Raw genomic sequence first — 26,054 nt, 5'->3', positions numbered from 1 at the left:
CCGCGCCTCCCGGCCGACTGTGCGCACCACCCGCCGGAGCGCACTACGCTCGAAGACGGTCCGCGACGCAGCGCTGCGTGACCCGCGGGCTGTACGTCTTGAACGTGATCCCCAGGAGGACCGAAGTGACCGAATCCGCTCCCGTCGACCCCACATCGACCGAAGGCTGGAAGAAGCTCGACAGCATCGCTGCCGACTTCACCCCGGACCTGCGAGGGTGGTTCGACAGCGACCCCGGTCGTGCCGAGCAGTACACCTTCCAGGCGGCCGACCTGACCGTCGACCTCTCTAAGGGCCTGGTGACCGACGAGATCCTCGCCGCGCTGCTGCAGGTCGCGAAGGACACCGGCGTCGCCGAACGCTTCCAGGCGATGCTCGCCGGTGAGCACATCAACGTCACCGAGGACCGCGCCGTGCTGCACACCGCGCTCCGCCGCCCGAAGGCGACCGAGGGCCTCGTGCCGGCGGCGCCCCTGACCGTCGACGGCCAGGACGTCGACGCCGACGTGCACGCGACGCTCGACAAGGTCTACGGCTTCGCCGAGCAGGTCCGCAGCGGCGCCTGGACCGGTGTCACCGGCAAGCGCATCGAGACCGTCGTCAACATCGGCATCGGTGGCTCCGACCTCGGCCCGGTCATGGTCTACGAGGCACTCAAGCCCTACGTCCAGCCCGGCCTCGAGGCCCGCTTCGTGTCGAACATCGACCCGGCGGACATCTACGAGAAGACCGCGGACCTGGACCCCGAGACCACGCTCTTCATCGTCGCGTCGAAGACCTTCGGCACGCTCGAGACCCTGACGAACGCGCGCCTCGCCCGCCAGTGGCTGTGGGAGAAGCTCGGCCTGACCGACGCCGCCGACGACGAGAAGAAGAACGCCGTCGCCAAGCACTTCGTCGCCGTCTCCACCGCGCTCGACAAGGTCGAGGCCTTCGGCATCGACCCCGAGAACGCCTTCGGCTTCTGGGACTGGGTGGGCGGCCGCTACTCGGTCGACTCGGCCATCGGCACGAGCGTCGTCATCGCGATCGGCAAGGAGAACTGGGAGCAGTTCCTCGCCGGCTTCCACGCCATCGACGAGCACGTCCGCACCACGCCGCTCGAGCAGAACGTCCCCGTCCTGATGGGCCTGCTCAACGTCTGGTACACGAACTTCCTCGGTGCGCAGAGCCACGCTGTCCTGCCGTACACGCAGTACCTGCACCGCTTCGCCGCGTACCTGCAGCAGCTCACGATGGAGTCGAACGGCAAGCGCGTCCGCTGGGACGGCTCGCCCGTCACCACCGAGACCGGCGAGGTCTTCTGGGGTGAGCCCGGCACGAACGGCCAGCACGCGTTCTACCAGCTCATCCACCAGGGCACCCGCTTGATCCCGGCCGACTTCATCACGGTCGCCAACCCGGCCCGTCCGCTCAAGGACGAGACCGGCGACGGCAAGGGCGTCGCGCCCGGCACCGACGTGCACACGCTGTTCCTGGCGAACTTCTTCGCGCAGACCAAGGCGCTCGCGTTCGGCAAGAGCGCCGACGAGGTCCGCGCCGAGGGCACCACCGACGAGGGCATCGTCGCGGCGCGCACGTTCCCGGGCAACAAGCCGACCACGTCGATCATCGCGCCGGAGCTCACCCCGAGCGTCCTCGGCCAGCTCATCGCCCTGTACGAGCACATCGTGTTCACCGAGGGCACGATCTGGGGCATCGACTCGTTCGACCAGTGGGGTGTGGAGCTCGGCAAGCAGCTGGCGCTGCAGGTCACGCCGGCCGTCGAGGGTGACCAGGCCGCGCTCGACGCGCAGGACCCGTCGACCAAGGCGCTCATCGCGAAGTACCTGGAGCTGCGGAAGTAACGCACGCCCCCACCTGACGGACGGGAGGCCCGTGGCGGATCCGCCACGGGCCTCCCGTCCGTCGTGTGCGTGCGCTGGCCGCGGGGCGGACGCCGGGCCGGTTTCGCGCTCAGCGACATCTCACGCGCACCGCGGCCCGTGAGGTGTCGCCCAGCGCGAAACGCGCCTGCCGCCCCGGCCCGCCGCCCGCTCAGCGGGCGAGCGGGTCGAGGTTGAGGGACGTGCCCTCGTACAGGTGCTGGTCCTCGCCGAACACCTGGACGCCCTCGTTGAGCCAGACCAGGTCGCGGACGGTGATGCCGAACCGTGCGGCGACGTCCCCGATCAGGTCGTCCGGTGCGACGCCGTAGGACCTCGGTGCGCCGGCGGCCGTGGTCGCGGTGACGGTCCCGGTTGCGTTCGCCCGTCGTCCGGCGTCCTTCGGGTGCACGTTCGTCTGCCGCGCGGGGACGGACCACCGCACGGTGGACACCGCGAGGACCTTGCCGGCGGAGATCTCGACGGGGACGTCCTGCCCGTGCGCCGCGGCGGAGTAGGTCACGAGGGTGCCGAGGTGTGACGGGTCGACCCCGGATCCGTCCAACGGGACGTCGACCGCGGCCGCTGTGCTGGTCGGACCGCCGAGGGTCCGGTCACCGACACCGGGGTAGGTGAGCCCGTCGCCCACCGCACGGGGCAGGTCGAACAATGCGACGCCGATCGGCACCGGCAGCGTCGAGGTGATCCCGGAGTACTGCGCGGTGAAGGTGTCGTCGCCGTCCGCGACCACCCGGAAGTGGAAGTGCACGCTGCCCTTCGGCGAGGCCACGTCCCCCTGCGCCAGGACGGTCCCGGCGGGGATCGGTGTCAGCGTCGGTGCGGGTGCGGCGGCCTCCGTCGGCACCGGGGTCGGTGTGCGCGGGTTCGCCGACGCCTCGATCAGGTCCGATGCGGACTCGCCGGTCGGGGTCGCCGCCGGGGTCTCGCTCGCCGTCGGGCTGGACGCCGGCGGACTGGAGGGAGCGGGCAGGACATCGTCCGGTCCCCGCAGCAGCGAGCAGCCGGACAGCACCACGCTGGCCGCCAGCACGATGGCGATTCCGCCGGTCCGTTTCATGATGCCCCCTCAGGTCGAGGGTAACGCGATGCCGATCACACGGTCGTCGTCGCCGGCGGACTGTGTCCCGGGACGCAGTCCAGCCGCCGAGGGGGCGAGATGGTGTCGGTCGGAGCGGCTACGGTCGAGGGCATGGAGCGTTCGGAGATCCTCGCCGCGGCTGCCGCCGCGCACGCCGCCCGCATCGCAGCGGCGGGTGGTGACGACGTCGCAGCGCGTGAACGTGCCGACAGCGTCCGGCGCCGGGCCGACGGGCTCACCGACCGGTACGACACGGTCGAGGGCGCGGACACCGAGTCCGATGCCCGTGACGCCGCACGCCGTCGCGCGGGAGAGGCAGACCGCGCCGCCTCGCGCACCGAGGGCGTGCTGTCGGACTGGCACCGGATGGGCACCCGTCGTGGCGTCACCCCCGACGCCCAGGTCCGCACGGCGTGGACCGTGACCGGGGTCCCCGAGCGCGGCGACGCCCGAGCCCTGGCCAACGTGCTGCTCTCCACCGCGGGGCATGCCGGACGCGTCGCCGACGCCGCCCGACGCAACCCCGCCCTGTCCGGCGCCGCGAGTGCCGCCGCCCGACGGACCGTGCGCCGCTACACCGACCACGGTGCCGACATGGCTTCGTTGGGGGACGTCCTGGGCGACGGCCCCGTCGACGACGAGCGCTGAGCCCGATCCGCGGATTGGACCGCTCCCGTCCTCATCAGGCCTTCTGTGGACCGATCCAAACGACCTGACGACAGAATGTCCAATTGACAGGACATGGATTCGGGTTACGATCGGTCCACGCACTGACGCGCGATCACCGACGAAGGAGTCACCGAATGGTCGACATCAAACCGACAGCCCCGACTGTCGCACTGCCCCCGTTGGGGACCGGGCCGCACCGCCGACGACTCGGTGTGCTGGCCCTCGTCGCCACGTTCGGCGGGTTGCTCTTCGGGTACGACACCGGTGTCATCAACGGTGCCCTGAACCCGATGAAGGCGGAGCTCGGCCTCACGAACTTCACCGAGGGTGTCGTCACCAGCTCGCTGCTCTTCGGTGCCGCGATCGGCGCCATGCTCGGCGGCCGCATCGCCGACGGCTGGGGTCGCCGCAAGACGATCATCCTGCTGGCCGTCACGTTCTTCGTCGGCACGCTGATCTGCGTGTTCGCGCCGACGTTCGAGGTCATCGTCATCGGTCGTGTGCTCCTCGGCCTCGCGGTCGGTGGCGCCTCCACGGTGGTGCCGGTGTTCCTCGCCGAACTCGCGCCGTACGAGATCCGCGGGTCGCTGTCCGGCCGCAACGAGCTCATGATCGTGATCGGTCAGCTCGCCGCGTTCGTGGTCAACGCCTTCATCGGCAACATCTGGGGTGAGGGCAACGGCGTGTGGCGCGTCATGCTGGCCGTCTGCGCGCTCCCCGCGATCGCGCTGTTCGTCGGCATGCTCCGGGTGCCGGAGTCGCCGCGCTGGCTCGCGTCGAAGGACCGCTACGACGAGGCCCTGTCCGTCCTCGAGCAGGTCCGGACCACCGATCGGGCCCGCGCCGAGCTCGACGACATCAAGCGGAGCAACGACCTCGAAGCGAAGGTCGAGCGCGTCAGTGGCTGGCACACGCTGCGCGGGAACAAGTGGCTCATCCGCATCGTGCTCATCGGCGCCGGGCTCGGCGTCGCGCAGCAGCTCACCGGCATCAACTCGATCATGTACTACGGCCAGACCGTGCTCATCGAGTCCGGGTTCCAGGCGTCGGCCGCTCTCATCGCGAACATCGCCCCCGGCGTGATCGCCGTGGTCGGTGGCGTCATCGCGCTGTACAACATGGAGAAGATCAACCGCCGCACGACGCTGATCCTCGGGTTCACGCTGACGACGATCTGCCACTTCCTCATCGGCATCGCGTCGGTGGCGCTGCCCGAGGGCAACCCGGCCCGCCCGTGGGTCATCCTGTTCCTGGTCGTCGCGTTCGTCGGCTCGATGCAGACCTTCCTCAACATCGCCGTGTGGGTCGTCCTGTCGGAGATCTTCCCGACGCAGATCCGTGCGCTCGGCATGGGCATCTCGGTGTTCTGCCTCTGGATCGCGAACGCGTTCCTCGGGCTGTACTTCCCGACGATCGTCGCCGCGACCGGCATCACCGGGACCTTCTTCGGCTTCGGGATCGTCGGGCTGCTGGCGCTGCTCTTCATCTGGAAGTTCGTGCCGGAGAGCCGTGGTCGCACCCTCGAAGAGGTCGAAGAGGGCGTCACCACCGGCAACATCTTCACCGTCCCCGTGAAGGCGTCGCGCCGCTAGTCCGCACCACACCGCACCGAGTGCGCAGAAGACGTCGGGTCGCCCCAGGGCACCCGACGTCTTCTGCTCACTGGATCCACGGTCGCCGCCCGGTTGGTTGCATGGAGGCGTGACGGAACTGGTGCTGCAGGACTTCCCGGTCGCCCTGAACGTGGTGTGCTCCGCGCTGCTCGTGGTCGCCGTCGGGTGTGCGGCGTTCGTGGCGGTCGACGTGGTGCGTCGGCCGCCGCACATGCGCGTCATGGCGTTCGTGTGGCCGCTCACGATGCTGTTCGGCAGCGTCGTGTGGCTCGTCTTCTACCTGCGTCGTGGGCGGGCCTCGGCGCCCGGCCACGGACGGTGGGCGGGCACTGCGATCGACACGAGCCACTGCGGGGCCGGCTGCGCCCTCGGCGACCTGATCGGCGAGTTCGGGCTCGCGGCGTTCCCGGCGCTCGGGGTGGCCGTCGGACTGGGCACGCTCTACCAGGACCGGATGTTCGCCGGGTGGATCGTCGACTTCGTCATCGCGTTCGTGCTCGGCATCGCGTTCCAGTACTTCGCGATCGCGCCGATGCGGGGCCTCGGCGTCCGGGCGGGGCTCGTCGCCGCGCTCAAGGCCGACACACTGTCGATCATCGCGTGGCAGGTGGGCATGTACGGCCTGATGGCGGTGTGGCAGCTGGTCGTGTTCCCGGCACTCGTCGGCGGGCGCGCGAGCGTCTTCTCGCCGGAGTTCTGGGTGGCGATGCAGCTGGCGATGGTGGCCGGCTTCGTCTGCTCCTACCCCGTGAACGCGTGGCTGGTGCGTCGGGGCATCAAGGAGGCCATGTGACGGACCAGCGGACGGACGGGAGGCCCGGTGCCAGCTGGCACCGGGCCTCCCGTCCGTTCTGTGGTCGCGTTACGGGCGCAGGAGCACCTTGCCGACGCGACCGGCGGTGTCGCTGGCGCGCACGGCGTCGCGGACCTGCTCGAAGGCGAAGGTCTCGGCGACGGGGAGCGTCAGCGAGCCGTCGAGCACGCGGGTGATGAGCTCACCGAAGAGCTGCCCCTTCGTCTCGGCCGGCATCGTCTTGCTGACGACGGAGCCCCAGAAGCCCTTCACGGTGAGCTGGCCGAAGATGACCTTGCCCGACGGGATCTCGAGCGTCGGCGACGCCATCGCGCCGAAGACGACGAGGGTGGCGTTCTCGCCCAGCACGGACGCGATGTCGCCGGCGGCCTTGCCACCGACCGACTCGACGCCCGCGATGATCGGGGCACCACCGGTGATCGCGGCGACCTGGTCCTGCCAGTCGTCGGCGTCGGTGGCGACGATGCGCTCGATGCCCTGCTCGCGGAGTTCGTCGACACCGGCGGCGCGACGGACGAGTCCGATCACGTTGATGCCACGGGCGGCGCCGAGCTGGGCGACCATGCGTCCGACCGCACCGTTGGCGGCGTTCTGGATGATCCAGTCGCCCTCGTGCAGGTCGAGCGAGTGCAGCAGGCTGATGGCGCTGAACGGCATCGAGACGAGCTGGGCGGCGGCCTCGTCGGTCATCGCGTCCGGCACCGGGACGAGCCCGGCGGCGTTCGCGGTGTAGTACTCGGCCCAGACGCCGAAGGCACCGCCGGCGACGCGCTGGCCGACCTGCAGGTTCGTGACGCCCTCGCCGAGGGCCTCGACGACGCCGAGTGCCTCGGTGCCCGAGGCAGCGGGGAGCTCCGGCTTGAAGCCGTAGGTGCCGCGGACGGTCCACAGGTCGTGGTTGTGGATGGGGGAGAGGACCGTGCGGACGAGGACCTCGCCGGCGCCGGGCGTCGGGACGGGGCGCTCCTGCACCTCGAGGACGTCGGCGGGCTCGGCGAACGTCTCGTGGACGACGGCGCGCATGGTGGTGGGGGTGGTGGTGCTCATGGGTCAGTCCTCCGAGACGACGATGGTGACGTCGATGTTGCCGCGGGTCGCGTTCGAGTACGGGCAGACCTGGTGGGCCGCGTCGGCGAGGGCCTGGGCCTGGTCGTGCTCCAGGCCGGGGATGACGACCTCGAGCATGACGGCGAGCTGGTAGCCACCGTTGCCGTTCGGGCCGATCGACACGCGACCGCCGACGGACGAGTCGGTGATCTTCACCTTCTGGCTGCGGGCGACGCCCTGCAGTGCGGAGTGGAAGCAGGCGGCGTAGCCGGCGGCGAAGAGCTGCTCGGGGTTGGCGCCGTTGCCGGAGCCACCCATCTCCTTCGGGATGGCGAGGTCGAACTCGACCGTGCCGTCGCTCGTGGCGACGTGGCCGTTGCGGCCTTCGCCGGTGGCCAGGGCCTCGGCGGTGTAGAGGGTTTCCATGGGGTTCCTTCCTTGTGGGGCGGATCGTGAAGTTCGGGGGTGTGCGGCGTGCTCTCGCGCTCAGCGACAGTTCACGGGCACACGTGGCCGTGCGGTGTCGCTCAGCGCGAAACGGCGCCGGCGTCAGCGCCAGCGGCGTCGTGCTCGGGGTCGGCCGCCGCGTGCATCGTCTCGGTCAGCCGGTGCAGCGTCGCGATGAGCTCGGCGGCGGCACGTTCGTCGGCCAGGCCCATCCCGGCGGCGATGCGCGCGGGGATGCCGCTCAGCTCGGACCGCAGTTCGCGGCCTCGGTCACCGACGGTCACCGTGACGACGCGCTCGTCGGTGCTGCGGCGCTCGCGGCGGACCAGGTCGCTCTGCTCCATGCGGCGGAGCAGTGGCGAGAGGGTGCCGGAGTCGAGCTGCAGGTGTTCCCCGAGGCTCGAGACGGTCTGGTCGCCCTCGACCCACAGGGTCACGAGCACCAGGTACTGCGGGTACGTCAGACCCCAGGGTTCGAGCATCGTGCGGTACGCCTGCGTGGTGGCGCGGGACGCCGCGTAGAGGGAGAAGCACACCATCTCGTCGGTCACGGGCATGCGTCCACACTGTCACGCAACCAAGTTGTGCACAACTCGATGCAGCGGATGCCCAGCTGACGAACACGCCGACGACCCGGACGGTTAGGCTGACGTGACCCAAGATGAGCAGCAGCGACCTCGACACCACCACGACCCCCGGCAACGGATCGGCGTCGTCCCACGGCAAGACGATCCTGATCGGTGAGCACGCCGTGGTCTACGGCGCACCCGCTCTCGTCCTGCCGGTGCTCGACGCACGGGTCGTGGCGACGGTCACCCCGGTCGCCGCCGACGCCGAGCAGCCCGGTCACAGCCTGCAGTCCACCGTGCACACCGGCCCCCTCGACCTCGCACCCGCGGCCGTGCTGCCGACCGTCACCGCCGTCACCGCGACCCTGCGCCACTTCGGGGTCACCGACCGCCACTTCCACGTCCGGGTCGACAGCGAGGTCCCGACCGCCCGCGGCATGGGCTCGAGCGCCGCGGTCGCCGCCGCCGTGACCGCCGCCGTCGCCGATGCCCTGGGCGAGACCCTCGACGTCGAGACCCACCACCAGCTCATCCAGGAGTGCGAGCGCGTCGCCCACGGCCGACCGTCCGGCCTCGACGCCCGGGGCGTCGTCGCGTCCGCGCCGGTCTGGTTCGAGGGCGGGCACATCGAACCCGTCACGCTCGGCACCCGGTTCACCTTCGTCGTCGCGGACACCGGCGTCCCCGGGCACACCCGCGAGGCCGTGTCGGCCGTCCGCGCCCGCCACGACCAGGACCCGGCCGGGGTCGGCGCCGTGATCGACCGGATCGGCGCGCTCGCCCGACGGGCACGGGGGACACTCGAGGACGGCGATGCCCAGGCTCTGGGTGCCACCATGGACGCCGCGCACGACCTGCTCAGCACACTCGACGTGTCGAGTGACGACCTGGACCGGCTCGTCGACGCCGCACGTGCTGCGGACGCCCTCGGCGCGAAGCTCACCGGCGGCGGGCGGGGCGGGTGCGTCCTCGCGCTCGCCGCGGACGACGACCACGCGGACCGCATCGCGGCCGCACTCCGCGGCGCAGGGGCCGCAGCCACCTGGACCACCACGATCGGAGCCCGCGCTTGCTGACAGCCACCGCCGTCGCGCACCCCAACATCGCCCTCGTCAAGTACTGGGGGAAGGCGGACGCGCAGCTCGCGCTGCCCGCCACGGGCAGCGTCTCGATGGGGCTCGACGTGTTCCCGACGACGACCACCGTCACGGTGGACGGCGGACGGGAGGCCCGTGATGCGTTCACGCTGAACGGTCACGTCGTCGACGACGGTGCGCTTGTGCGCGTGCAGCAGTTCCTCGACCTGGTGCGCGAGCTCGCGGGGTCGTCCGAGCGGGCGTCGGTGGTCTCCGAGAACACGGTCCCGACCGGTGCCGGGCTGGCCTCGAGCGCGTCCGGCTTCGCCGCCCTGGCGACCGCCGCCGCCGCGGCCTACGGCCTCGACCTGTCGCCGCGCGACCTGTCCCGTCTGGCCCGTCGCGGTTCCGGCTCGGCCACGCGCTCGATCCCCGGCGGTGTCGCCGTCTGGCACGCCGGCGACGACCAGGGCTCCTTCGCCGAGCCGATCCCGGCCCCGCCGATGGCGATGGTCGTGGTCACGATCGACGCCGGCCCGAAGCCGATCGGGTCGCGCGAGGCCATGCGCCGCACCATCGCGACGTCGCCCTTCTACCCGGCCTGGGTGACCTCGACGACCGAGACCGTCGGCGACATGCTCACGGCCTGCGCGGCCGGCGACTTCACCCGCATCGGCGAGATCACCGAGAGCAACGCGCTCCGGATGCACGCGACGATCGAGGGCGCGTTCCCGCCGATCCGCTACCTCAACGCCCGCAGCGTCGCCGTGTTCGACGCCGTCGCCGAGCTGCGTGCCGGCGGCACCGAGGCCTACGCCACGGCCGACGCGGGCCCGAACGTCGTCGTGCTCACGAAGCCACAGGACCGGGCGGCCGTCGCCGGGGCGCTCGCGTCGCTGGGGGACGTCATCGAGTCCGGCACCGGACCTGCCGCGCGGGTGCTCCGCTCCGAAGAGATCGGGAGCAATCCCGACCAGAAGGAGTCCGCGCAGTGATCGAGTTCCGTGCACACGGCAAGCTGTTCGTCGCCGGCGAGTACGCCGTCGTCGAGCCGGGCCAGCCGTCCGTCCTGATCGCCCTCGACCGCGCCATCACGGCGAAGGTGCGCGAGGGCCACGGCGCGGGCAGCGTGCACTCCGAGGAGTACGGGCACCTGCCGCTCACGTGGACCCGTGCCGAGGACGGCCTGGCGCTCGACCGTGAGCACCACCCCTACGACTACGTGATGGCCACGATCGACCTGGTCGAGAAGCTCCGCGCCGAGCACGGCATCGCCCCGCGGTTCCACGACCTGCGCATCGAGAGCCAGCTCGACGACGCCAGCGGCCGGAAGTTCGGACTCGGGTCCTCGGCTGCGGTCACCGTCGCCACGGTCGGCGCCCTCGACCGCTTCTACGGCATCGGCCTGACGCAGCGCCAGCGCTTCCAGGTCGCCCTGCTCGCCACCATCCGGGTGAACCCGCGGGCCTCCGGCGGCGACCTCGCCGCGAGCACGTTCGGCGGCTGGCTGCGCTACAGCGCACCGGACCGCGAGCGCCTCGCCGCGATGCTCGGCGACCACGCCGTGTCCGCGATCCTGACGGACGCCGACGCGTGGGACGGCTTCGACGTCCAGCGGCTGCCCGCCCCCGAGAACCTGCAGCTGCTCGTCGGCTGGACCGGCTCGCCCGCGTCCACCACGAAGCTCGTCGACGTGGTGCGTCGGCACCGCAACGGCGGGTACCAGGCGTTCCTCGACGAGAGCCGCAGCGCCGTCGACGACCTGACCACGGGCCTCCAGACCGGCGACGCCGAGCGCACGCTCGGTGCCCTCCGACGCGCCCGCGGGCTGCTGCAGCGTCTCGGCGACTCGGTCGGGTCGAAGATCGAGACCGAGCGTCTCGCGACCCTGTGCGACGTCGTCGAGGCGGCGGGCGGGGCGGCGAAGCCGTCCGGTGCCGGCGGTGGCGACTGCGGCATCGCGCTCGTCCCGGCGGACACCGACCCCGCCGGCATCCACCGCGCCTGGGAGGCGCACGACATCAGACACCTCAGCGTCGCGGTGCGAGCACCAGAAGGAGCCCTCGATGAGTGACCTGCTCACACCGATCCCCACCAAGTGGGTCGGCCCGATCCGCGTCAGCGGCAACGCCGTGCAGGGGGAGCACGAGGTCCCCCTCGCCACCTACGAGTCGCCGCTCTGGCCGTCCGTCGGCCGCGGCGCCCGCATCTCGCGGATGGTCGAGGACGGCATCGTCGCGACCGTCGTCGACGAGCGCATGACCCGCTCCGTCGTGGTCCGTGCCGACAGCGCCGCCGCGGCCCACGTCGCCGCGGGCCAGATCCTCGCGCGCCAGGACGAGCTCGCCGCGATCGTGTCCGGGCAGAGCCGGTTCGCCAAGCTCATCGAGGTGCACCCGGAGATCGTCGGGGACCTGCTGTTCCTGCGCTTCGCGTTCACCACCGGCGACGCCTCCGGCCACAACATGGTCACGCAGGCGGCGGACAAGCTGCTGCCGGCGATCCTGGACTGGCAGCCGGGCCTGCGGTACGTCTCGGTGTCGGGCAACTTCTGCACGGACAAGAAGGCGACCGCGGTGAACGGCATCCGTGGCCGCGGCCGCAACACCATCGCCGAGATCGTGATCCCGGGCGAGGTCGTCGAGAAGCGTCTGCGGTCGAGCACCGCGCGCATCGTCGAGCTGAACATCGCGAAGAACCTGATCGGGTCGACGATCGCCGGGGCCATCCGCTCGGCGAACGCGCACTACGCGAACATGCTGCTCGGCTTCTACCTGGCCACCGGGCAGGACGCCGCCAACATCGTCGAGGGCTCGCAGGGCATCACGAGCGCCGAGGACCGCGACGGCGACCTGTACTTCGCGACCTCGCTGCCGCACCTGATCGTCGGCACGGTCGGCAACGGCAAGGGCGGGGACCTGCCCGTCGTCGAGGACGCCCTGGTGCGCCTCGGCTGCCGCGAGGACCGCGAGCCGGGCGGGAACGCCCGCCGCCTCGCCGCCCTGTGCGCCGCGACCGTCCTGTGCGGGGAGCTCTCGCTCCTCGCCGCACAGACCAACCCGGGCGAGCTGATGGCCGCCCACGTCGCCATGGAACGCCGCGGCGCGAAGCCCGCAGGGGGTGCGGCATGACCGGCGTCGGCATCCACGACATCGCGATCGCGACCGGGCACCACGTGCTCGAGCTCGACGACCTGGCCGAGCGGCTCGGCGTCGACCCGGCGAAGTACCACGTCGGCATCGGGCAGGACGCCTTCAGCGTGACAGCGCCCGACGAGGACATCGTCACGATGGGCGCCGCCGCCGCGAAGGAGCTCATCGACCGGCACGGCGTCGAGGGCATCCGCACGGTGCTGTTCGCCACCGAGTCCGGCGTCGACCAGTCGAAGGCCGCCGGCGTGTACGTGCACGGCCTGCTCGGGCTGCCGAAGGCCGTCCGCGTGGTCGAGCTGAAGCAGGCCTGCTACGGCGGGATGGCCGCGGTGCAGCTCGCCCTCGGCATCGTCGCCCGTGCCCCGCACGAGCGGGTGCTCGTCATCGCCGCCGACGTCGCCCGGTACGACGTCGACACCCCGGCCGAGCCGACCCAGGGTGCCGGCGCCGCCGCGATCCTGGTGTCCGCCGACCCCGACCTGATCGAGATCGAGCCGGCGGCGGGCGTCTACACGGCGGACGTCGACGACTTCTGGCGGCCGAACGACCGCTCCACCGCACTCGTCGACGGTCGGCTCTCGGTGAGCGCGTACGTCAACGCGTTCGTCGGCGCCTGGGACGACCTGGCGGAACAGGGCGGCCCGGCGTACGACGACATCGCCCGGTTCGTGCACCACCAGCCCTTCACCAAGATGGCGATCAAGGCGCACCGCAAGCTCACGCAGCACGTCGGCGCACCGTTCGACGAGGCCGACCTGGCGATCGGGTTCACCTACAACCGGCAGACCGGCAACACCTACACGGCGTCGCTCTGGATCGGGCTCGCAGCACTGCTCGACCTGGACGACGACCTGGCGGGGGAGCGGCTCGGCCTGTTCAGCTACGGCTCGGGCAGCGTCGGTGAGCTCATCACCGGTACCGTCCGGCCCGACTACCGCGAGCACCGCCGTGCGGGTCGCGTGCGGTCGTTGCTCGAGGCGCGGGTCCCGCTGACGGTCGACGCGTACCGCGCGCTGCACGCCGCGGGTGCCGCCACCAGCGAGGACGTCGAGCGTCCGCGCGTCACGACCGCGCCGTTCCGGTTCGCGGGCGTGCGCGGCGGCGCGCGGCACTACGAGGCGACGGCGCAGCCGGAGTAGCCGGCCTGCGCCCACCAGCCCCTCGCGAAAGCGACAGATCCCCGCGGAACATCCGCGGGGATCTGTCGCTCTCGGGGACCGGACCCGGATCGTGCGCCGGGATCTGTCGCTTGCTCGGGACGGACGGGAGGCCCGTGGCGGCGCCGCCACGGGCCTCCCGTCCGTCTGCCGGTCACGCTGCGGACAGGACCTCGCGTTCCAGCCGCTGGTAGCTGGCCTCCATGCCCTCCGTCATGCCGGTCGCGAGGATCATGTCCCGCTGCTCCCGGTCCGGGTAGGTGACGAGCAGCGTCATGAGCGTGACGCCGTCGTCCTCGTCGAACTGCAGGTCGTTCGTGTTCGGCGGGAAGGGCGCCCCGGTCATGCGCTCGGTCGACACCATCCGGCGTTCCGGTTCGACGACGAGGTTCTCGCCCTCGAACCCGAAGGGCTCGCCCTCGGTGTCACCCGTCGGCGCCCAGGCCTGCCGGAACGTGCCGCCCGGGGTCAGGTCGTTCTCGTACACCGTCATCTCCCACCCGTCGGGGCCGAGCAGCCACCGGCGCACCAGGTCGGGCTCGGTGTGCGCCCGCCAGAGCAGGTGCCGTGGCGCCGCGAACGCCCGGGTGATCCGGACGTGGGTGTCGTCGAGGACCTCGGTCTCGGTGCCCGCACCGAGGGCCCACTCGCGCAGGTCGGCGAGCACCCGGTCGAGCTGGCCGAACGCCTGCTGGTAGCCCTCGAGCATGCCCATCTCGAGCATCGCGTCGAGGTCGGCGGCCGAGGCGAACGAGGACACCACGGTGACCCGCGAGCCGTCGTCCGCCGGCCCGAACGACAACACGGTCTCGCTGGTGGGGAGCGACTCGTCGACCGTGCCCTCCGGGTCGGTGAACAGGTCGCGGAAGACGATGCGACGGTGCTCGTCGACCTCGGTGACCTGCCACACGGCGTGGAACCGCTCGCCCTGCGGGGACGTCATCCGGTAGTCGGCACGGCCGCCGGGGCGCAGGTCGAACGTCGTGAACGTCGCGGGGAACCCGGGCGGTCCCCAGAACCGCTCGAGCTGGCGTGGGTCGGCGAAGGCGGCCCAGAGGCGTTCGACGGGGACGGGGAACTCGGCGACGAGGGTCATCGAGAGGGTGTCGGGATCGGTGTGGACGGACGTGGTGGGCATCATCGCTCCTGGTGTCGTCGGGTGTCGTCTGGTGCTGGGTGTCCGGACGCGTCGCCGTCGAGCACGTCGCCGAGGCGGTCCATCCGGCTGTGCCAGAGGCGGCCGTAGGCGTCGAGGAGGGCACGGACCCGGTCGAGCTGCTCCGGCTCGGCGCGCACGATGCGGGTGCGGCCGCGGGCCTCCTTGCTCACGAGTCCGGCTCCCTCGAGGACGGCGACGTGCTTCTGGACGGCGGCGAACGACATCGAGTAGGCGTCCGCGAGCTCGCTCACGGACGACGACCCGACGAGCGTGCGCCGGACGATGTCGCGACGGGTCGCGTCGGCCAGTGCGTGGAACACCCGGTCGACCTCGGCGTCGGACAGTTCGATTCGTACAACCATTTGGTTGTAGGTTACGTCCGGCCGGTCTCGTCCACAAGGGGGACCTGCCGGTAGTCTTGCCGCGGAGATCGGAGGGGCGATGGCGGAGCAGCTGGGTGCGTCCGGTGCCGTCCGTGCCCTCGTCGCCACCCTGCCCCGTGCGCCGCAGCTGTCCGACGTGGTGAGCGGCGTCGGTCGGATGGTCGGCAAGCCCACGCGCGTCGTCGACGTCGACGGGCCGAGTTGGGGTCCGCTCACCGCGCTCGTGTCGCAGTTCGAGCACGAGAACCTGGTGCTCGTGCCGGCCGACGCACCGCCGCTCTACCGGATGCACTGCGTGCTGCACGAGCTCGGGCACCTGGTGCACGGCGACGTCGGCACACCGACCCCGTCGTCCGTCGCCGAGTTCGCCGCCGGGGGCCACGTCTGCCGTCGCGCGCTCGACGCCGACTCCGGGCTCGTGAGCATCTCCGACGACGACGAGCACTTCGCCGAACGGTTCGCCTACGAGCTCGCGACGGTCCTGCTCGCCGGTGCCACGGGCGCGGACGAGCGGGCCTACGGCTGATGGCCGTCCTGCACGCCGCGGCCTTCTGGTTCGCGGCGCTGATCTTCCTCGCCCGCACGCCGTACGTGCTGCGGAACCCTCGTGGTCGGGCGGCCTGGGGTGCCACCGGCGTCGGGGCGCTCGGACTCCTGACCCTCGGCAGCGTCGTGCCGCAGCCGGTGCTCGACGGTGCCCTGGGCGGCTCGAACCTCATCAACCTGGTGCAGAACGTCTGCGCGACCGTCGCGTTCTGGCTGATGCTGCGCGCGAGCACCGACGACCTGCCGGAGCGCCCGGTGCTCGCCAGGCCGGTGGCGCTCCTCGTCGTGGTCGTGGCGTTCACGGTGCCGTTCCTGCTGGTCGAGGAGCGCGGTGGGACCGACTTCCACTTCATCGTGCGCGAGATCGAGCAGACCCCGATGTGGCTCTACGGGACGGTGTACATGGTGGGCGTGGGGCTGATCGCCGCCACGACCCTGCGCCGCGGCGTGCTGCAGAACCCGGTGGCGCTCGTGGTGTTCCGCGTCGGGCTCGCCCTGGTCGTCGTGGCGAGCGTCGACGAGGTCGCCTCGCTCACCGCCGACCACTTCGGACTCTTCCCGGCCGGGGTGCGGGACGGCCTGCGCCTGGCCTTCGACCCGCCGTTCTACCTCGGCATCGTGCTCATCGTCGTGGCGATGGCCTCGCTGACGTTCCGGCGGTGGGGCCGTGACCTGCGACACCGCGGGCACCACCGGCGCCTGCGCCGCATCGCCCGTCGGCACGCCGTGCGGGCGGTCGAGCGGCCGGGGGACCCGCAGGCCCGGACCTACGACCTGGTGATCGCGATCCGCGACGCCGAGGTGCAGGGCCGGACCCTCGACGACGCCGAACTCGCGCAGGTGCGGTCGGCCGAACGGACCCTGACCCGGAGCCTCGGAGGATGACAGCGTGACGATCGTGTGGTGGGTGCTCGGAGCGCTCGTGGTGCTGGCGGCGGTGTGTCTGGTCGGCCTGGTGGTCCTGGTCGTCCTGCGGAAGGTCGTCGGCAGGATCGTGCTGCCCGGTGGCGACCGGTGGACGCCCGTGCTCGAGTCCGACGCGGACTCCGTCCGGCTGCCGATCACCGACGACACCGTGCGCCCGGGGGAGTACGGGCTGTGGCACGACGGGCCGGGGCACACCACCGTCGGGCCGGTGCTCGAGGTCGACGAAGCCGCCGGGTTCGTGCGCCGGGCCGTGGTCCGGACGACCGGCGCGGTGTCGTCGCGGGTGCGGTGGAGCGGGCACGTGCACCCGGACCCGGCGGCGATGGAGGTCGACTGGTCCGAGGTGTCGCTGCCGACGCCGGTGGGGCCGGCGCCCGCGTGGGTGGTGCGGCCGGGGCCGGACGGCGCCGCGGGCCCGGGCCGCCCGGCCGCCCGGGGTGCCGACCCCTTGGCTGCCCGGGGCGCCGACCCCGTGGCCGCCCGCACCTGGGCCGTCCACGTCCACGGCATCCGGACGACCCGGGTCACCGCGCTCCGGACCGTCCCAGCGGCGCTCGAGCTCGGCTGGACCTCGATCGTCCCGTCGTTCCGCGGCGACGGCGAGGCACCGTGGGAAGGCCGGGCCTCGCACCTCGGCGCGCGCGAGTGGGCCGACGTCGAAGCGGCGCTCGACCACGCCGTCGCGAACGGCGCCGAACGGCTCGTCATCGTGGGGTGGTCGATGGGCGCGACGATCACGCACGAACTCCTCGCCCGTTCGGCGCACCGTGACCGCCTGGCCGGGATCGTGCTCGTCGCCCCGGCACTGGACTGGGCCGTCACCGTCCGGTCCCAGGCCCGTCGCGCGGGGCTGCCGGGTTTCGTGGTGAGTGCTGCCCTCGGGGCGATGGCGACGCCGGTCCTCTGCCGGACGGTGGGGCTGCGCTCGCCGGTCGACGTGCGCGCGCTGTCCTGGTTGCGCGCACCCCGGCAGCTGCCCCCGACCCTGCTCATCCACTCCACCGGCGACACCACGGTGCCGTTCTCGGCCAGTCAGGAGTTCGCCGATGCCCACCCCGGCACCGTGACACTGGCGGTCAGCGAGCCGGCCGAGCACGCCTGGGAGCGCAACGTCGACGCGGTCTGGTTCGACGGCACCATCACGGACTGGGCGTCCGGTCTCGCGCACACCGGAGCGCAGGAGTAGAAGGAGCCATGGGGCAGCTCATCTACGACGGCCGACCGCTCGACCTGCGGATCGACGACCGCGCGCTCACGCACCTGCAGATCGTCATCGTCAACATGCTCCGGCGTGACCACCGCTTCGCTTTCTCGTGGAAGGACGACGTCGTCCACGGCAACGGTCGCAGCACGATCTGGCTGCACCCCAACGTGAGCCTGCACTTCAAGTTCACCGGCAGCCGGGTGCCGTCGATCAACCGCAGCTGGCTCGAGGACCTCTACGCCTCGGCCACCTCGGGGTCGGGGCTCGTGCTGACGCCGGAGCCGGCGGACACCAGCACGGCGGCCGACTCGGCGTGGTCGCGGGCGGTGGCACCCGGCGACGCGGACGACGCATCCGGGACACCGAGTGGTAGCACAACGCGCTGATCCGGGTCAACGGGTTCCACCCAGGTTGCTCGGATCGTACTGTGGCGTCACCGCGGTTCGCTGTCGTCCCCCGCACCGGCGCTAGGGCACCGGTGCTGGCAGTGTCCGCGGCAGGAGGGGAACCCGAACAGCCCGTGACGCACAGCGAGTCCGGTGCCGACCAACCACCGGTGACCGAGACGAGCGAGGGACGTGAGTCCCGGATCAGGGGACTCCCTGCTCGGGTCACCGACGCCACGCGTCGGTGATGCGTGCGTCACGCTGCAGGGCCCGCCGGTCCGCCCCCATCGACCGGCGCTCCTCCGGGACCGCCCCGGCCATCGGATTCGGGTTCCGTGGCCGGGGCGGACTCATCAGATCTGCACGCGGCTCAGTAGACGTCGCGCACGTACCGCTTCGCGCGACGCATGTCGGCCAGGTACGCCTGCGCGTCGTCCTCGCCGCGCGCGCGTCCGGTCCGGATGACCTGGAGCAGCGCGGCCTCGACGTCCTTCGCCATGCGTGAGGCGTCCCCGCACACGTACACGTGGCCGCCGTCCTCGAGCCAGGCGAACAGCTCCGCCGACCGCTCGAGCATCCGCGTCTGCACGTAGACCTTCTCGGCCTGGTCACGCGAGAACGCCAGGTCGAGGCGGTCGAGCACGCCCTGTTCCTGCAGCTCGGTGAGCTCGTCCTGGTACACGAAGTCGGTGTCCCGGTGCTGGTCGCCGAAGAACAGCCAGTTGCGCCCCGTCGCCCCGGACACCGCGCGCTCGTGCAGGAACCCGCGGAACGGCGCGACACCCGTGCCCGGTCCGATCATGATCATCGGCGCCGACTCGTCCGCCGGTACCCCGAACGACGCGTTCGGCTGCAGGTAGACGTCGACGGTGCCGTCCGGGTCGACCCGGTCGGCCAGGAACGTCGACGCGACTCCCGCGTACATCCGGTGCGGGTCGCCGTAGCGCACCGACGCGATGGTCAGGTGGATGCGGTCCGGGTGGGCCAGCGGGCTCGACGAGATCGAGTACTGCCGCGCCTGCAGCGGCCGCAGGTTCGGCAGCAGCTCGTCGAGTCCCGGGGCGGCCGGGCCGGCGTCGCGGAGCAGGTCGAGGACGTCGCGTCCCCACAGCCAGCGGTCCAGCTCGTGCTTGTCGCCGTGCGCCACGACGGCCGCGAGTTCACTCGACGGCGCGCGCTGCACCAGGTCGGCGATCAGGTCCTTCGAGGGCGTCCGGATCTCACGGTCGGTCCGCAGGACCTCGGTGATGGGCCGGCCGTCGAACGCCTCGCCGCCGTTCGCGCCGACCTGCTCGAGCAGGTCCGCCACGAAGACCTCGTCGTTCACGGGCACGACCGCCAGGGCGTCGCCGGCCGCGTACTCGATGCCCGAGTCGCCGAGGTCGAACTCGTAGTGCCGGATCTCCTTCGCGCTGCGCGGCGAGGAGAGCAGCCGGTTCTCGACCAGGCGCGACGGGTACGGGTTGCGCTTGTTCCACTGCGACCCCGGCCGGGAGGCACGGGTCGCGCCCGCCCCGCTGGTCGCGGCAGCACCATCGCCGGCACCACCGCCCGTGGTCGCGCCGGGTGCAGCCGTCGCGCCGGCCTCGGCGGCGAGGCGGTCGAGGACCGCCGCGGTCCACAGTGCGGCCGGGTCCTCGAAGTCGACGTCGCAGTCGACGCGGTCGTGGACCCGGGTCGCGCCGAGCTGCTCGAACCGGGTGTCGAGGAGCTTGCCGGCCTGGCAGAACTCGTCGTAGCTCGTGTCGCCGAGGCCCAGGACGGCGTACTGCAGCCCCTCGAGCCGTGGCACGGTGCTCGCCTGGATCGCGTCCCAGAACAGCCCGGCGTTGTCGGGCATCTCGCCCTCGCCGTAGGTCGAGGTGACGACGAGCACGTGCGACATCTCGGCGAGCTGCTCGGGGGTGACGGCGTCGAGCGCACTGGCACGACCGCCGAGTCCGCGGGCCTTCGCGCCGGCGACGAGCTCGTCGGCCAGGAACTCGGCGTTGCCGGTCTGGGTGCCGAAGAGCACGTCGATCGTCGTCGTGGGCGCGCTGGCCGCGACCTTCTTGCCGGCGGCGGCGATGCCCGCGATGAACCCGGCGAGCCAGGACTCCTGGGCGGCCGAGAACGGTGCGTCGACGGGGATCAGCGACCCGGTCGGGGGGAGCAGGCTCACGCGGTCACCGCCTCGGTCGGCGCCTGCGGTGCCCGGCGGGCGATGTCCTCGAGCGCCGCGGTGGCGAGCAGCTCGTCGAAGCGGGCCTCGCGGACGCGGCCGTCGTTCTTGGCGTTCTGGTGCATGATCCACCCCGTGGTGCCCGGCGCGTCCATGCTGCGGTTGTTCCGCTGCGTGAGCGCGCGCTTGTAGTCGTCGAGCCGCTTGATCGCGATGAGGGTCGCGAGCTGGTCGTCGGCGAACCGGTCGAGCGTGCCGCGCAGGTACTTCACGACGCGCTGCTTGACGGAGAAGTCCTCGGTGAGCACGAGGTTCTTGACGGCCTCGGCCACCCGCGCGTCGGCGGTGCCGAACGCACCCGGGACGCGCTCGAGGGCGACGTCCTGGGCGACCCCGAGCACCGTGTACGACGACAGCAGCGAGAACATGTCCTCACCCTGGTCGCCGAGCGCCGGGGCACGGCCGTCGAGCACCGTGCGCTGGTCGCGGTAGTCGAGCTTGAACGCGCGGAGCTTGTCGGTGGCGATCGAGGTCGCGAGCTCGTCGAGGAGCTCGGGCCGGGTCGCCGCCGCGAGGATCTCGCCGGCGTCCTGCGTGAGCAGCAGGGCACGGGGCATGCCGACGTACACGTGTGCGCGGGCGGTGTCCCACTCGGCGAGCAGCCGCTCGGCCAGGGCCGAACCCGTCGCCTCGAGGTGCCACTCGAGCAGCAGGCGGGCGGCGGCCTCGTGGAACGCACCGCGCTCGGTGTCGGTGATCGGGAACACCAGCAGCGAGTCCGTGCTGGCACGCTCGGCGACCTGGCCGGAGGGGTCGTACTGGTACAGGAACCCGCCGGACATGCCGTTGCCGAGGCCCTTGCCGAACGCGCCGAGGTTGAACACGGCGCCGCCGGTCATGTACTCGCAGCCGAAGTCGCCCACGCCCTCGACGACGGCGGTCGCGCCGGAGTTGCGGACGGCGAACCGGTCGCCGGCCTCGCCCTCGACGAAGGTGCGGCCGCCGGTGGCCCCGAACAGCGCGAAGTTGCCGACCAGCACGTTGCCGCCCTGTGCGGCGCTGCCGCCACCGGGGGCGCGGACGATGATCCGTCCGCCGCTCTGGCTCTTGCCGACGCCGTCGTTCGCGGTGCCGGTGTGCTCGAGCACGACGCCGTCGTTGTTGAAGACGCCGTAGGACTGCCCGGCCGAGCCCTGCGTGCGGATCGTGACCGCGCCGTCCACCAGCCGGCGGCGTCCGCGGTCGTCCGTCGTCACGGCGGGCAGGCCCTGCACGTCCTCGGCGCGGAGCTCGTGGTTGAGCAGGCGCTCGAGGTCGATGCCGAGCTGGCCACCGACCGACTTGTCGGCGTTGCCGAGCAGCACGCCGTGCACGAGCACGTGCTCCTGCGCGTGGTCGACGAGGGCGGTGCGGACGCGCTCGAGCAGGGCGTCGTCGGTGTGGAAGTCCTTCTCCAGGTACTCCGGGTCCGCGACGACCTTCTCCGGCACCTGGGCGAGCAGGGCGCGGGCGTCGAGCCGGCCCACGCTCGCCGGGTGGTCCAGGAGCTGCAGCAGGTCGGTCCGGCCGCGGGCCTCGCGCAGGGAGCGCAGGCCGAGCCGGGCCAGGATCTGCCGCACGTCGTGGGCGATGTTAAGCAGGTACTGCGCGAGCGCACGGGGGTCACCCTCGAACGCCTCGGCGTTCGTGGTCAGGCCCGCCGGGCACTTCACGTTGCAGTTCTTCGCCATCACGCAGCCGAGCATCATGAGCGCGGTCGTGCCGAACTCGAAGCTGTCGCCGCCGAGCAGGGCGCTCGTAACGACGTCGCTGCCGGTCTGGTGCGCACCCGAGCAGCGGAGCGTGACCTTCTGGCGCAGGCCGTTCGCGACCAGGGCCTGGTGCACCTCGGCGACGCCGATCTCCGCGGAACGGCCGGCGTACTTCAGGCTGGTGACGGCCGCGGCGCCCGTGCCGCCGGTGTTGCCCGCGACGTTGATCACGTCCGCGCCGGCCTTCGCGACGCCGACCGCGATGGTGCCGATGCCCTCGGACGAGACGAGCTTCACGATCACCCGGACGCGGGCGGCCTTGCAGTCGTGGATGAGCTGCGCGAGGTCCTCGATCGAGTAGGTGTCGTGGTGCGGCGGCGGCGAGATCAGCTCGACGCCGGGCGTGCCACCACGGGCCGCGGCGATGTCCACCGTGACCTTGGGTGCGGGCAGCTGCCCACCCTCGCCGGGCTTCGCCCCCTGGCCGATCTTGATCTCGAGCTCCTCGAGCATGGGGTCGGCGAGGTAGCCGGCCCAGATGCCGAACCGGCCCGAGGCGAACTGCTTGATGCGGGAGCCGCGGATGGTGCCGTAGCGGGAGTGGTGCTCGCCGCCCTCACCGCTGTTCGACATGCCGCCGACCATGTTCGTACCGTGTGCGACGGCCTCGTGGGCGGTGGCGACGAGCGCGCCGTGGCTCATCGCGCCGGACGCCAGGGTCCGGGTGATCTCGTGGGCCGGCTGCACCTCGTCGAGCTCGACGCTCGCCGGGGCGCTCTGCAGCAGCGCGAGCAGGGCGACGGCCGCACCGGTGGCGCGGAGCGTCACCCCGGTGTCGTCGACGGAGTCGACGTCGATCTGCCCGGGGTGGAGCAACGCGAGGCCGTCTGCCAGGGACGCGTGGCGCAGTGCACCCGTGGTCCCCGTCGACGTGAGCTCCAGGCGGAACCGTTCCGTGCCTCCCGGCAGGTCCTGGTCGTCCGACGGACGCGAGCCGGAGAGCCCGCGCACGGTGACGCTGGCGTTGCCGCTCGTCGAGAAGCGGCCGAGCTCGCGGGCGAAGTCCTCGGCCGTGTCGATGCCGGTGACGTCCGCGGGCAGCGCGAGCACGTCGCGGAGCGCGGCGGGGCGGCGGGACCGCTCGTCGTGGGTCGTCTGCAGGAACGTGACGTAGCCCGGCGTGATGCGGTGCGCGTCGATCTCGGCGTCGCTCAGCCGGTCGTACCCGGTGTTCCGGTACGCGGCGTCGGTGATGCCGAACGAGTCGTCGAGCTGGCCGAGCGTGAGCAGGCGCAGCGCGTCCGAGTCGCCGGAGCGTTCGAAGGCCGGGCGCTCCTCGGTCATGCCGCCGAACCCGCGGACGCTCGCGACGCCGAACGAGTGGCCGGCGCCGTCGGAGCGTTCCTTGAACAGGCCGAGCAGCGGGACCTGGCCCTCGGACGCCACCGAGCGGGCACGCTCGTGCCAGTCCGTCGCCGCCTGGGCGATGCGCGCGAAGCCGACGCCGCCGACCGGGGCCTGCATGTGCGGGAAGATCCGCGCGAGCACGTCGTCGCCGGTGTCGAGGTAGTTCGGCTCGAAGAACTCGCCGCCGATGTAGCTCTCGGCCGTGCACAGGCCGACGCGGCCCATGGTCTTCGCCAGGGCCTTCTCTGCGGCCTTGCGGAACTGCTTGAGTGCCAGGTCGGTCGCGGTCAGCTCGCCGGCGGGTGCGGGTGCGGCGGGGTACTTCTCCTCCGCACGCAGCCGAGCGCTCAAGCTGTACACAGCGGCGGCACCGAAGCCCAGCGCGGTCGCGACGTGGTGTGACGATGGCAGCTGACCGCTCTCCGCGACGACGGACACCCGCAGGCGCAGACCGGTCTCGATGAGCCGCTGGTTGACGGCGGCCACCGCCAGGATCACGGGGAGGGGCGCATGGGTCGACGACACCTCGCGGTCGGTCACGACCGCGATCCCGCCACCGCGCGCCGCGAACGCCTCGATCGCGTCGCACAGGGCGTCCAGCGCGCCGCGCATCGCGTCGGCGTTGGCCTGCTCGTCGGCGGGCACCGGCACGTAGAGCGTGTCGAAGCGCTCGAGCGGCACGATGTCCTGCTCGCGCAGGCGCACCATGTCGAGGTGCCCGAGGATCGGCGACTGCACGACGAGCTGACGCCCCGTGGTGCCCGTGCCGTCCGGCTTCGCGCCGAGTGCGACGCGCATCGACATCCCGTCGGCCTCGCGGATCGAGTCGAGCGGCGGGTTCGTCACCTGGGCGAAGCGCTGCGAGAAGTACTTCGCCATGCCGCCCTCGGTGTCGCTCAGGGCGTTGATCGCGTTGCCGTAGCCCATCGCCGAGATGCGCTCCGACCCGTTCTGCAGCATCGGGTCGAGCATGAACCGGAAGCTCTCCTGGTTCAGCGAGTACGCCACGTACCGACCCGCGAGCGACAGGTCACCGTCGTAGCCCAGGGTGGACGTCGTGCGCTCGTAGTCCGGAGCGGGCACGTCGTCCAGGTTCACGCGGGCGGCGTCGAGCAGGGTGCCGTAGTCACGGCGGGCCGCGAGCATGTGCAGCACCTCGCCCGTGCGCATGCGGATGCCGGTGCGGTGGTCGACGACGAGCATGCCGCCGGCCTCGATGCGGCCGCGGTGCACGACCTCGTCGGCGTCGAACTCGACCTGGCCGGCCTCGGACGACACCATCAGGTACTCGGCCGTCTCGACGGTGCGCAGCGGGCGCAGGCCCAGGCGGTCCAGGCGGGCGCCGACGACGTCGCCGTCACTGAAGATCACGGCGGCGGGGCCGTCGTTCTTCTCCTCGTACAGCGAGAAGTACTCGAGCATGTCCCGGACGTCCGGGGTCAGGGTGCGGTCGTTCTCCCACGCCGGCGGCATGAGCGAGACCACGGCCTCGACGATCTCGAGCCCGTCGTCGAACACGCGGCTCTGCAGTGTCTGGTCGAGTCGGCTCGAGTCCGACTGCCCGGGCGGACGCACGATGCTCCGGGTGCGGGCCCGCGCGAGCGCCTCGTCGGACAGCCGGTTCTTGCGGTCGGTGTTCAGCTCGCCGTTGTGCGCCATCAGGCGGAACGGCTGCGCCATCGTCGGGTGCGGCTCGGTGTTCGTCGAGAACCGGGTGTGGAAGTACAGCGTCCGCACCGAGTGCCGGGGGTCGCGCAGGTCGGTGAAGTACCCGATCACCTCGCCGGAGTTCAGCCGGCCCTTCAGGATCTGGGTCCGGGCGCTGAGCGACAGCGGGTACAGGGCGGCGTGCTCGGCGCGCTCGGCGGCGGCCCGGGCGTAGGAGACCGCCTCGATGGCGAGCAGGGCGCGGTTCGCGGCGGCGTCGACCTCGGTGCGGTCCCAGTCGGACGGAGCACGGAAGACCCACTGCACGATCGGCAGCTGGTACTGCTCGGCCTCGGGGCGCGCGACGGAGTGGTCCACCGGGACGTCACGGACCAGCAGCAGCTCGAAGCCCTCGTTCGTGATGGCGTCCGTGACGGTCTGCTCGGCGCGGGCGCGCTCGTCGGTGCCGTCGGTGCCGTCGGTGCCGTCGGCTCCGTCGCTGCTCGGCACGAAGCAGTTCGCGACGCCGAAGTGCCCGGCGCGCAGCTGCTCGCCGGTGATGGCGCTGAAGAACTCCACCGACAGGTCGATGCTGACGCCTGCGCCGTCACCGACACCCTCGGCGGACTTGCCGCCGCGGTGCGGGATGGAGCACAGCGCTTCGTCGCCCTTGCGGATGACGTCGTGGCTCGGCGTCCCGTCGAGACGGGTGATGAAACCGACGCCGCAATCGCTCGATTCGCGGGCAGGGTCGTAGAGACCGAAAGAGGTGGGGTTCACGTGCGGGTCCAGTGGGGCGTTGCCGGCAGCGGACGGCGCGGGCTGCATCGATGGAGCGCTCGCCGCGGGCAGACCGATGGTGGCAGTCGGGCCCTGTGGGGTGGTGGTGCGGTAGGGCGATGCTACGGCTTGGTATACCGACCGTGCAACACGGGTGGTGGGCGTGTGATGGTGTCGCACCGTGCGGGTCTGTTC

At 71.9% G+C, this 26,054-nt stretch carries 21 protein-coding genes; 13 read left to right on the top strand and 8 right to left on the bottom strand.

All coding sequences use genetic code 11. The features are described 5' to 3' along the window. The first annotated feature begins 125 nt into the window (after positions 1-125). A complete protein-coding gene (gene pgi / locus DEJ05_RS05915; RefSeq protein ID WP_111087899.1) occupies positions 126-1,847 on the top strand; it encodes a glucose-6-phosphate isomerase in 1,722 nt (573 codons plus the stop codon). A gap of 190 nt (positions 1,848-2,037) precedes the next feature. On the opposite strand, the gene DEJ05_RS05910 is transcribed toward pgi, so the two are convergent. Further along, positions 2,038-2,943: a LysM domain-containing protein gene (locus tag DEJ05_RS05910; RefSeq protein ID WP_258376096.1), complete on the bottom strand. Its 906-nt coding sequence runs from the start codon at positions 2,941-2,943 to the stop codon at positions 2,038-2,040. 132 nt (positions 2,944-3,075) lie between these two features. Here DEJ05_RS05910 and DEJ05_RS05905 point away from each other — a divergent pair, with 132 nt between their 5' ends. From DEJ05_RS05905 to DEJ05_RS05895, 3 genes are all read left to right on the top strand, one after another. Continuing rightward, a complete protein-coding gene (locus tag DEJ05_RS05905; RefSeq protein WP_111109993.1) occupies positions 3,076-3,612 on the top strand; it encodes a hypothetical protein in 537 nt (178 codons plus the stop codon). A 155-nt stretch (positions 3,613-3,767) separates the two neighbouring features. Next, positions 3,768-5,225, top strand: a complete 1,458-nt coding sequence (locus DEJ05_RS05900; RefSeq protein WP_111109992.1) for a sugar porter family MFS transporter — start codon at positions 3,768-3,770, stop codon at positions 5,223-5,225. Positions 5,226-5,334: 109 nt separating this feature from the next. Continuing rightward, positions 5,335-6,039 (top strand): DUF4396 domain-containing protein, encoded by a 705-nt coding sequence (locus DEJ05_RS05895; RefSeq protein ID WP_258376095.1) that lies wholly within the window; start codon positions 5,335-5,337, stop codon positions 6,037-6,039. A 69-nt stretch (positions 6,040-6,108) separates the two neighbouring features. Here DEJ05_RS05895 and DEJ05_RS05890 read toward each other — a convergent pair whose 3' ends face one another. The 3 genes from DEJ05_RS05890 to DEJ05_RS05880 form a co-directional block, all read right to left on the bottom strand. Next, a complete protein-coding gene (locus DEJ05_RS05890) occupies positions 6,109-7,083 on the bottom strand; it encodes a zinc-binding dehydrogenase (RefSeq protein WP_071406109.1) in 975 nt (324 codons plus the stop codon). A 27-nt stretch (positions 7,084-7,110) separates the two neighbouring features. After that, complete coding sequence (locus DEJ05_RS05885) at positions 7,111-7,533, bottom strand: organic hydroperoxide resistance protein (protein WP_071406102.1); 423 nt, start codon at positions 7,531-7,533, stop codon at positions 7,111-7,113. Between the two features lie 101 nt (positions 7,534-7,634). Further along, positions 7,635-8,111: a MarR family winged helix-turn-helix transcriptional regulator gene (locus tag DEJ05_RS05880; RefSeq protein WP_181242990.1), complete on the bottom strand. Its 477-nt coding sequence runs from the start codon at positions 8,109-8,111 to the stop codon at positions 7,635-7,637. Between the two features lie 104 nt (positions 8,112-8,215). Here DEJ05_RS05880 and mvk point away from each other — a divergent pair, with 104 nt between their 5' ends. Genes mvk through DEJ05_RS05855 form a run of 5 tightly spaced genes read left to right on the top strand, consistent with a single transcriptional unit; the run spans position 8,216 to position 13,490 of the window. Further along, positions 8,216-9,199, top strand: coding sequence for a mevalonate kinase (gene mvk / locus DEJ05_RS05875; protein ID WP_111109991.1), 984 nt, complete (start codon positions 8,216-8,218; stop codon positions 9,197-9,199). After that, positions 9,193-10,194 carry a diphosphomevalonate decarboxylase gene (gene mvaD / locus DEJ05_RS05870; protein WP_071247062.1) on the top strand — a complete coding sequence of 334 codons (1,002 nt, stop codon included), beginning with the start codon at positions 9,193-9,195 and terminating at the stop codon, positions 10,192-10,194. Before mvk ends, mvaD begins: the two co-directional genes overlap by 7 nt. Further along, positions 10,191-11,273: a phosphomevalonate kinase gene (locus tag DEJ05_RS05865; protein WP_071406100.1), complete on the top strand. Its 1,083-nt coding sequence runs from the start codon at positions 10,191-10,193 to the stop codon at positions 11,271-11,273. The genes mvaD and DEJ05_RS05865 overlap by 4 nt, the downstream gene beginning before the upstream one ends. Further along, positions 11,266-12,330: a hydroxymethylglutaryl-CoA reductase gene (locus DEJ05_RS05860; protein WP_027466013.1), complete on the top strand. Its 1,065-nt coding sequence runs from the start codon at positions 11,266-11,268 to the stop codon at positions 12,328-12,330. The genes DEJ05_RS05865 and DEJ05_RS05860 overlap by 8 nt, the downstream gene beginning before the upstream one ends. After that, positions 12,327-13,490 (top strand): hydroxymethylglutaryl-CoA synthase, encoded by a 1,164-nt coding sequence (locus tag DEJ05_RS05855; protein WP_111109990.1) that lies wholly within the window; start codon positions 12,327-12,329, stop codon positions 13,488-13,490. The genes DEJ05_RS05860 and DEJ05_RS05855 overlap by 4 nt, the downstream gene beginning before the upstream one ends. Before the next feature lie 172 nt (positions 13,491-13,662). Here the strand turns inward: DEJ05_RS05855 and DEJ05_RS05850 are convergent, their stop codons facing one another. Continuing rightward, on the bottom strand, positions 13,663-14,646 hold the full coding sequence (locus DEJ05_RS05850) for an SRPBCC family protein (RefSeq protein ID WP_111109989.1): 984 nt from the start codon (positions 14,644-14,646) through the stop codon (positions 13,663-13,665). After that, a complete protein-coding gene (locus DEJ05_RS05845; protein WP_111024440.1) occupies positions 14,646-15,029 on the bottom strand; it encodes a helix-turn-helix transcriptional regulator in 384 nt (127 codons plus the stop codon). The genes DEJ05_RS05850 and DEJ05_RS05845 overlap by 1 nt, the downstream gene beginning before the upstream one ends. 79 nt (positions 15,030-15,108) lie before the next feature. Between DEJ05_RS05845 and DEJ05_RS05840 the strand changes: the two genes are divergently transcribed. From DEJ05_RS05840 to DEJ05_RS05825, 4 genes are read left to right on the top strand one after another with little or no spacing between them, the layout of a single operon-like run. Continuing rightward, positions 15,109-15,576 (top strand): hypothetical protein, encoded by a 468-nt coding sequence (locus DEJ05_RS05840; RefSeq protein ID WP_111109988.1) that lies wholly within the window; start codon positions 15,109-15,111, stop codon positions 15,574-15,576. Beyond that, complete coding sequence (locus DEJ05_RS05835; RefSeq protein ID WP_110864111.1) at positions 15,576-16,481, top strand: hypothetical protein; 906 nt, start codon at positions 15,576-15,578, stop codon at positions 16,479-16,481. Before DEJ05_RS05840 ends, DEJ05_RS05835 begins: the two co-directional genes overlap by 1 nt. Positions 16,482-16,485: 4 nt before the next feature. Then, positions 16,486-17,709 carry a S9 family peptidase gene (locus tag DEJ05_RS05830; RefSeq protein ID WP_111109987.1) on the top strand — a complete coding sequence of 408 codons (1,224 nt, stop codon included), beginning with the start codon at positions 16,486-16,488 and terminating at the stop codon, positions 17,707-17,709. A gap of 8 nt (positions 17,710-17,717) precedes the next feature. Continuing rightward, positions 17,718-18,113 (top strand): ATP-dependent DNA ligase, encoded by a 396-nt coding sequence (locus DEJ05_RS05825; RefSeq protein WP_111032766.1) that lies wholly within the window; start codon positions 17,718-17,720, stop codon positions 18,111-18,113. A gap of 370 nt (positions 18,114-18,483) precedes the next feature. Here the strand turns inward: DEJ05_RS05825 and DEJ05_RS05820 are convergent, their stop codons facing one another. Continuing rightward, positions 18,484-20,274: a sulfite reductase subunit alpha gene (locus DEJ05_RS05820; protein WP_111109986.1), complete on the bottom strand. Its 1,791-nt coding sequence runs from the start codon at positions 20,272-20,274 to the stop codon at positions 18,484-18,486. Further along, positions 20,271-25,859: a glutamate synthase-related protein gene (locus DEJ05_RS05815; RefSeq protein ID WP_111109985.1), complete on the bottom strand. Its 5,589-nt coding sequence runs from the start codon at positions 25,857-25,859 to the stop codon at positions 20,271-20,273. Before DEJ05_RS05815 ends, DEJ05_RS05820 begins: the two co-directional genes overlap by 4 nt. Positions 25,860-26,054 lie beyond the last annotated feature (195 nt).

Source organism: Curtobacterium sp. MCLR17_045 (assembly GCF_003234405.1).
GTDB lineage: Bacteria > Actinomycetota > Actinomycetes > Actinomycetales > Microbacteriaceae > Curtobacterium > Curtobacterium flaccumfaciens.
This window is presented reverse-complemented; position numbering and strand designations above follow the sequence as displayed.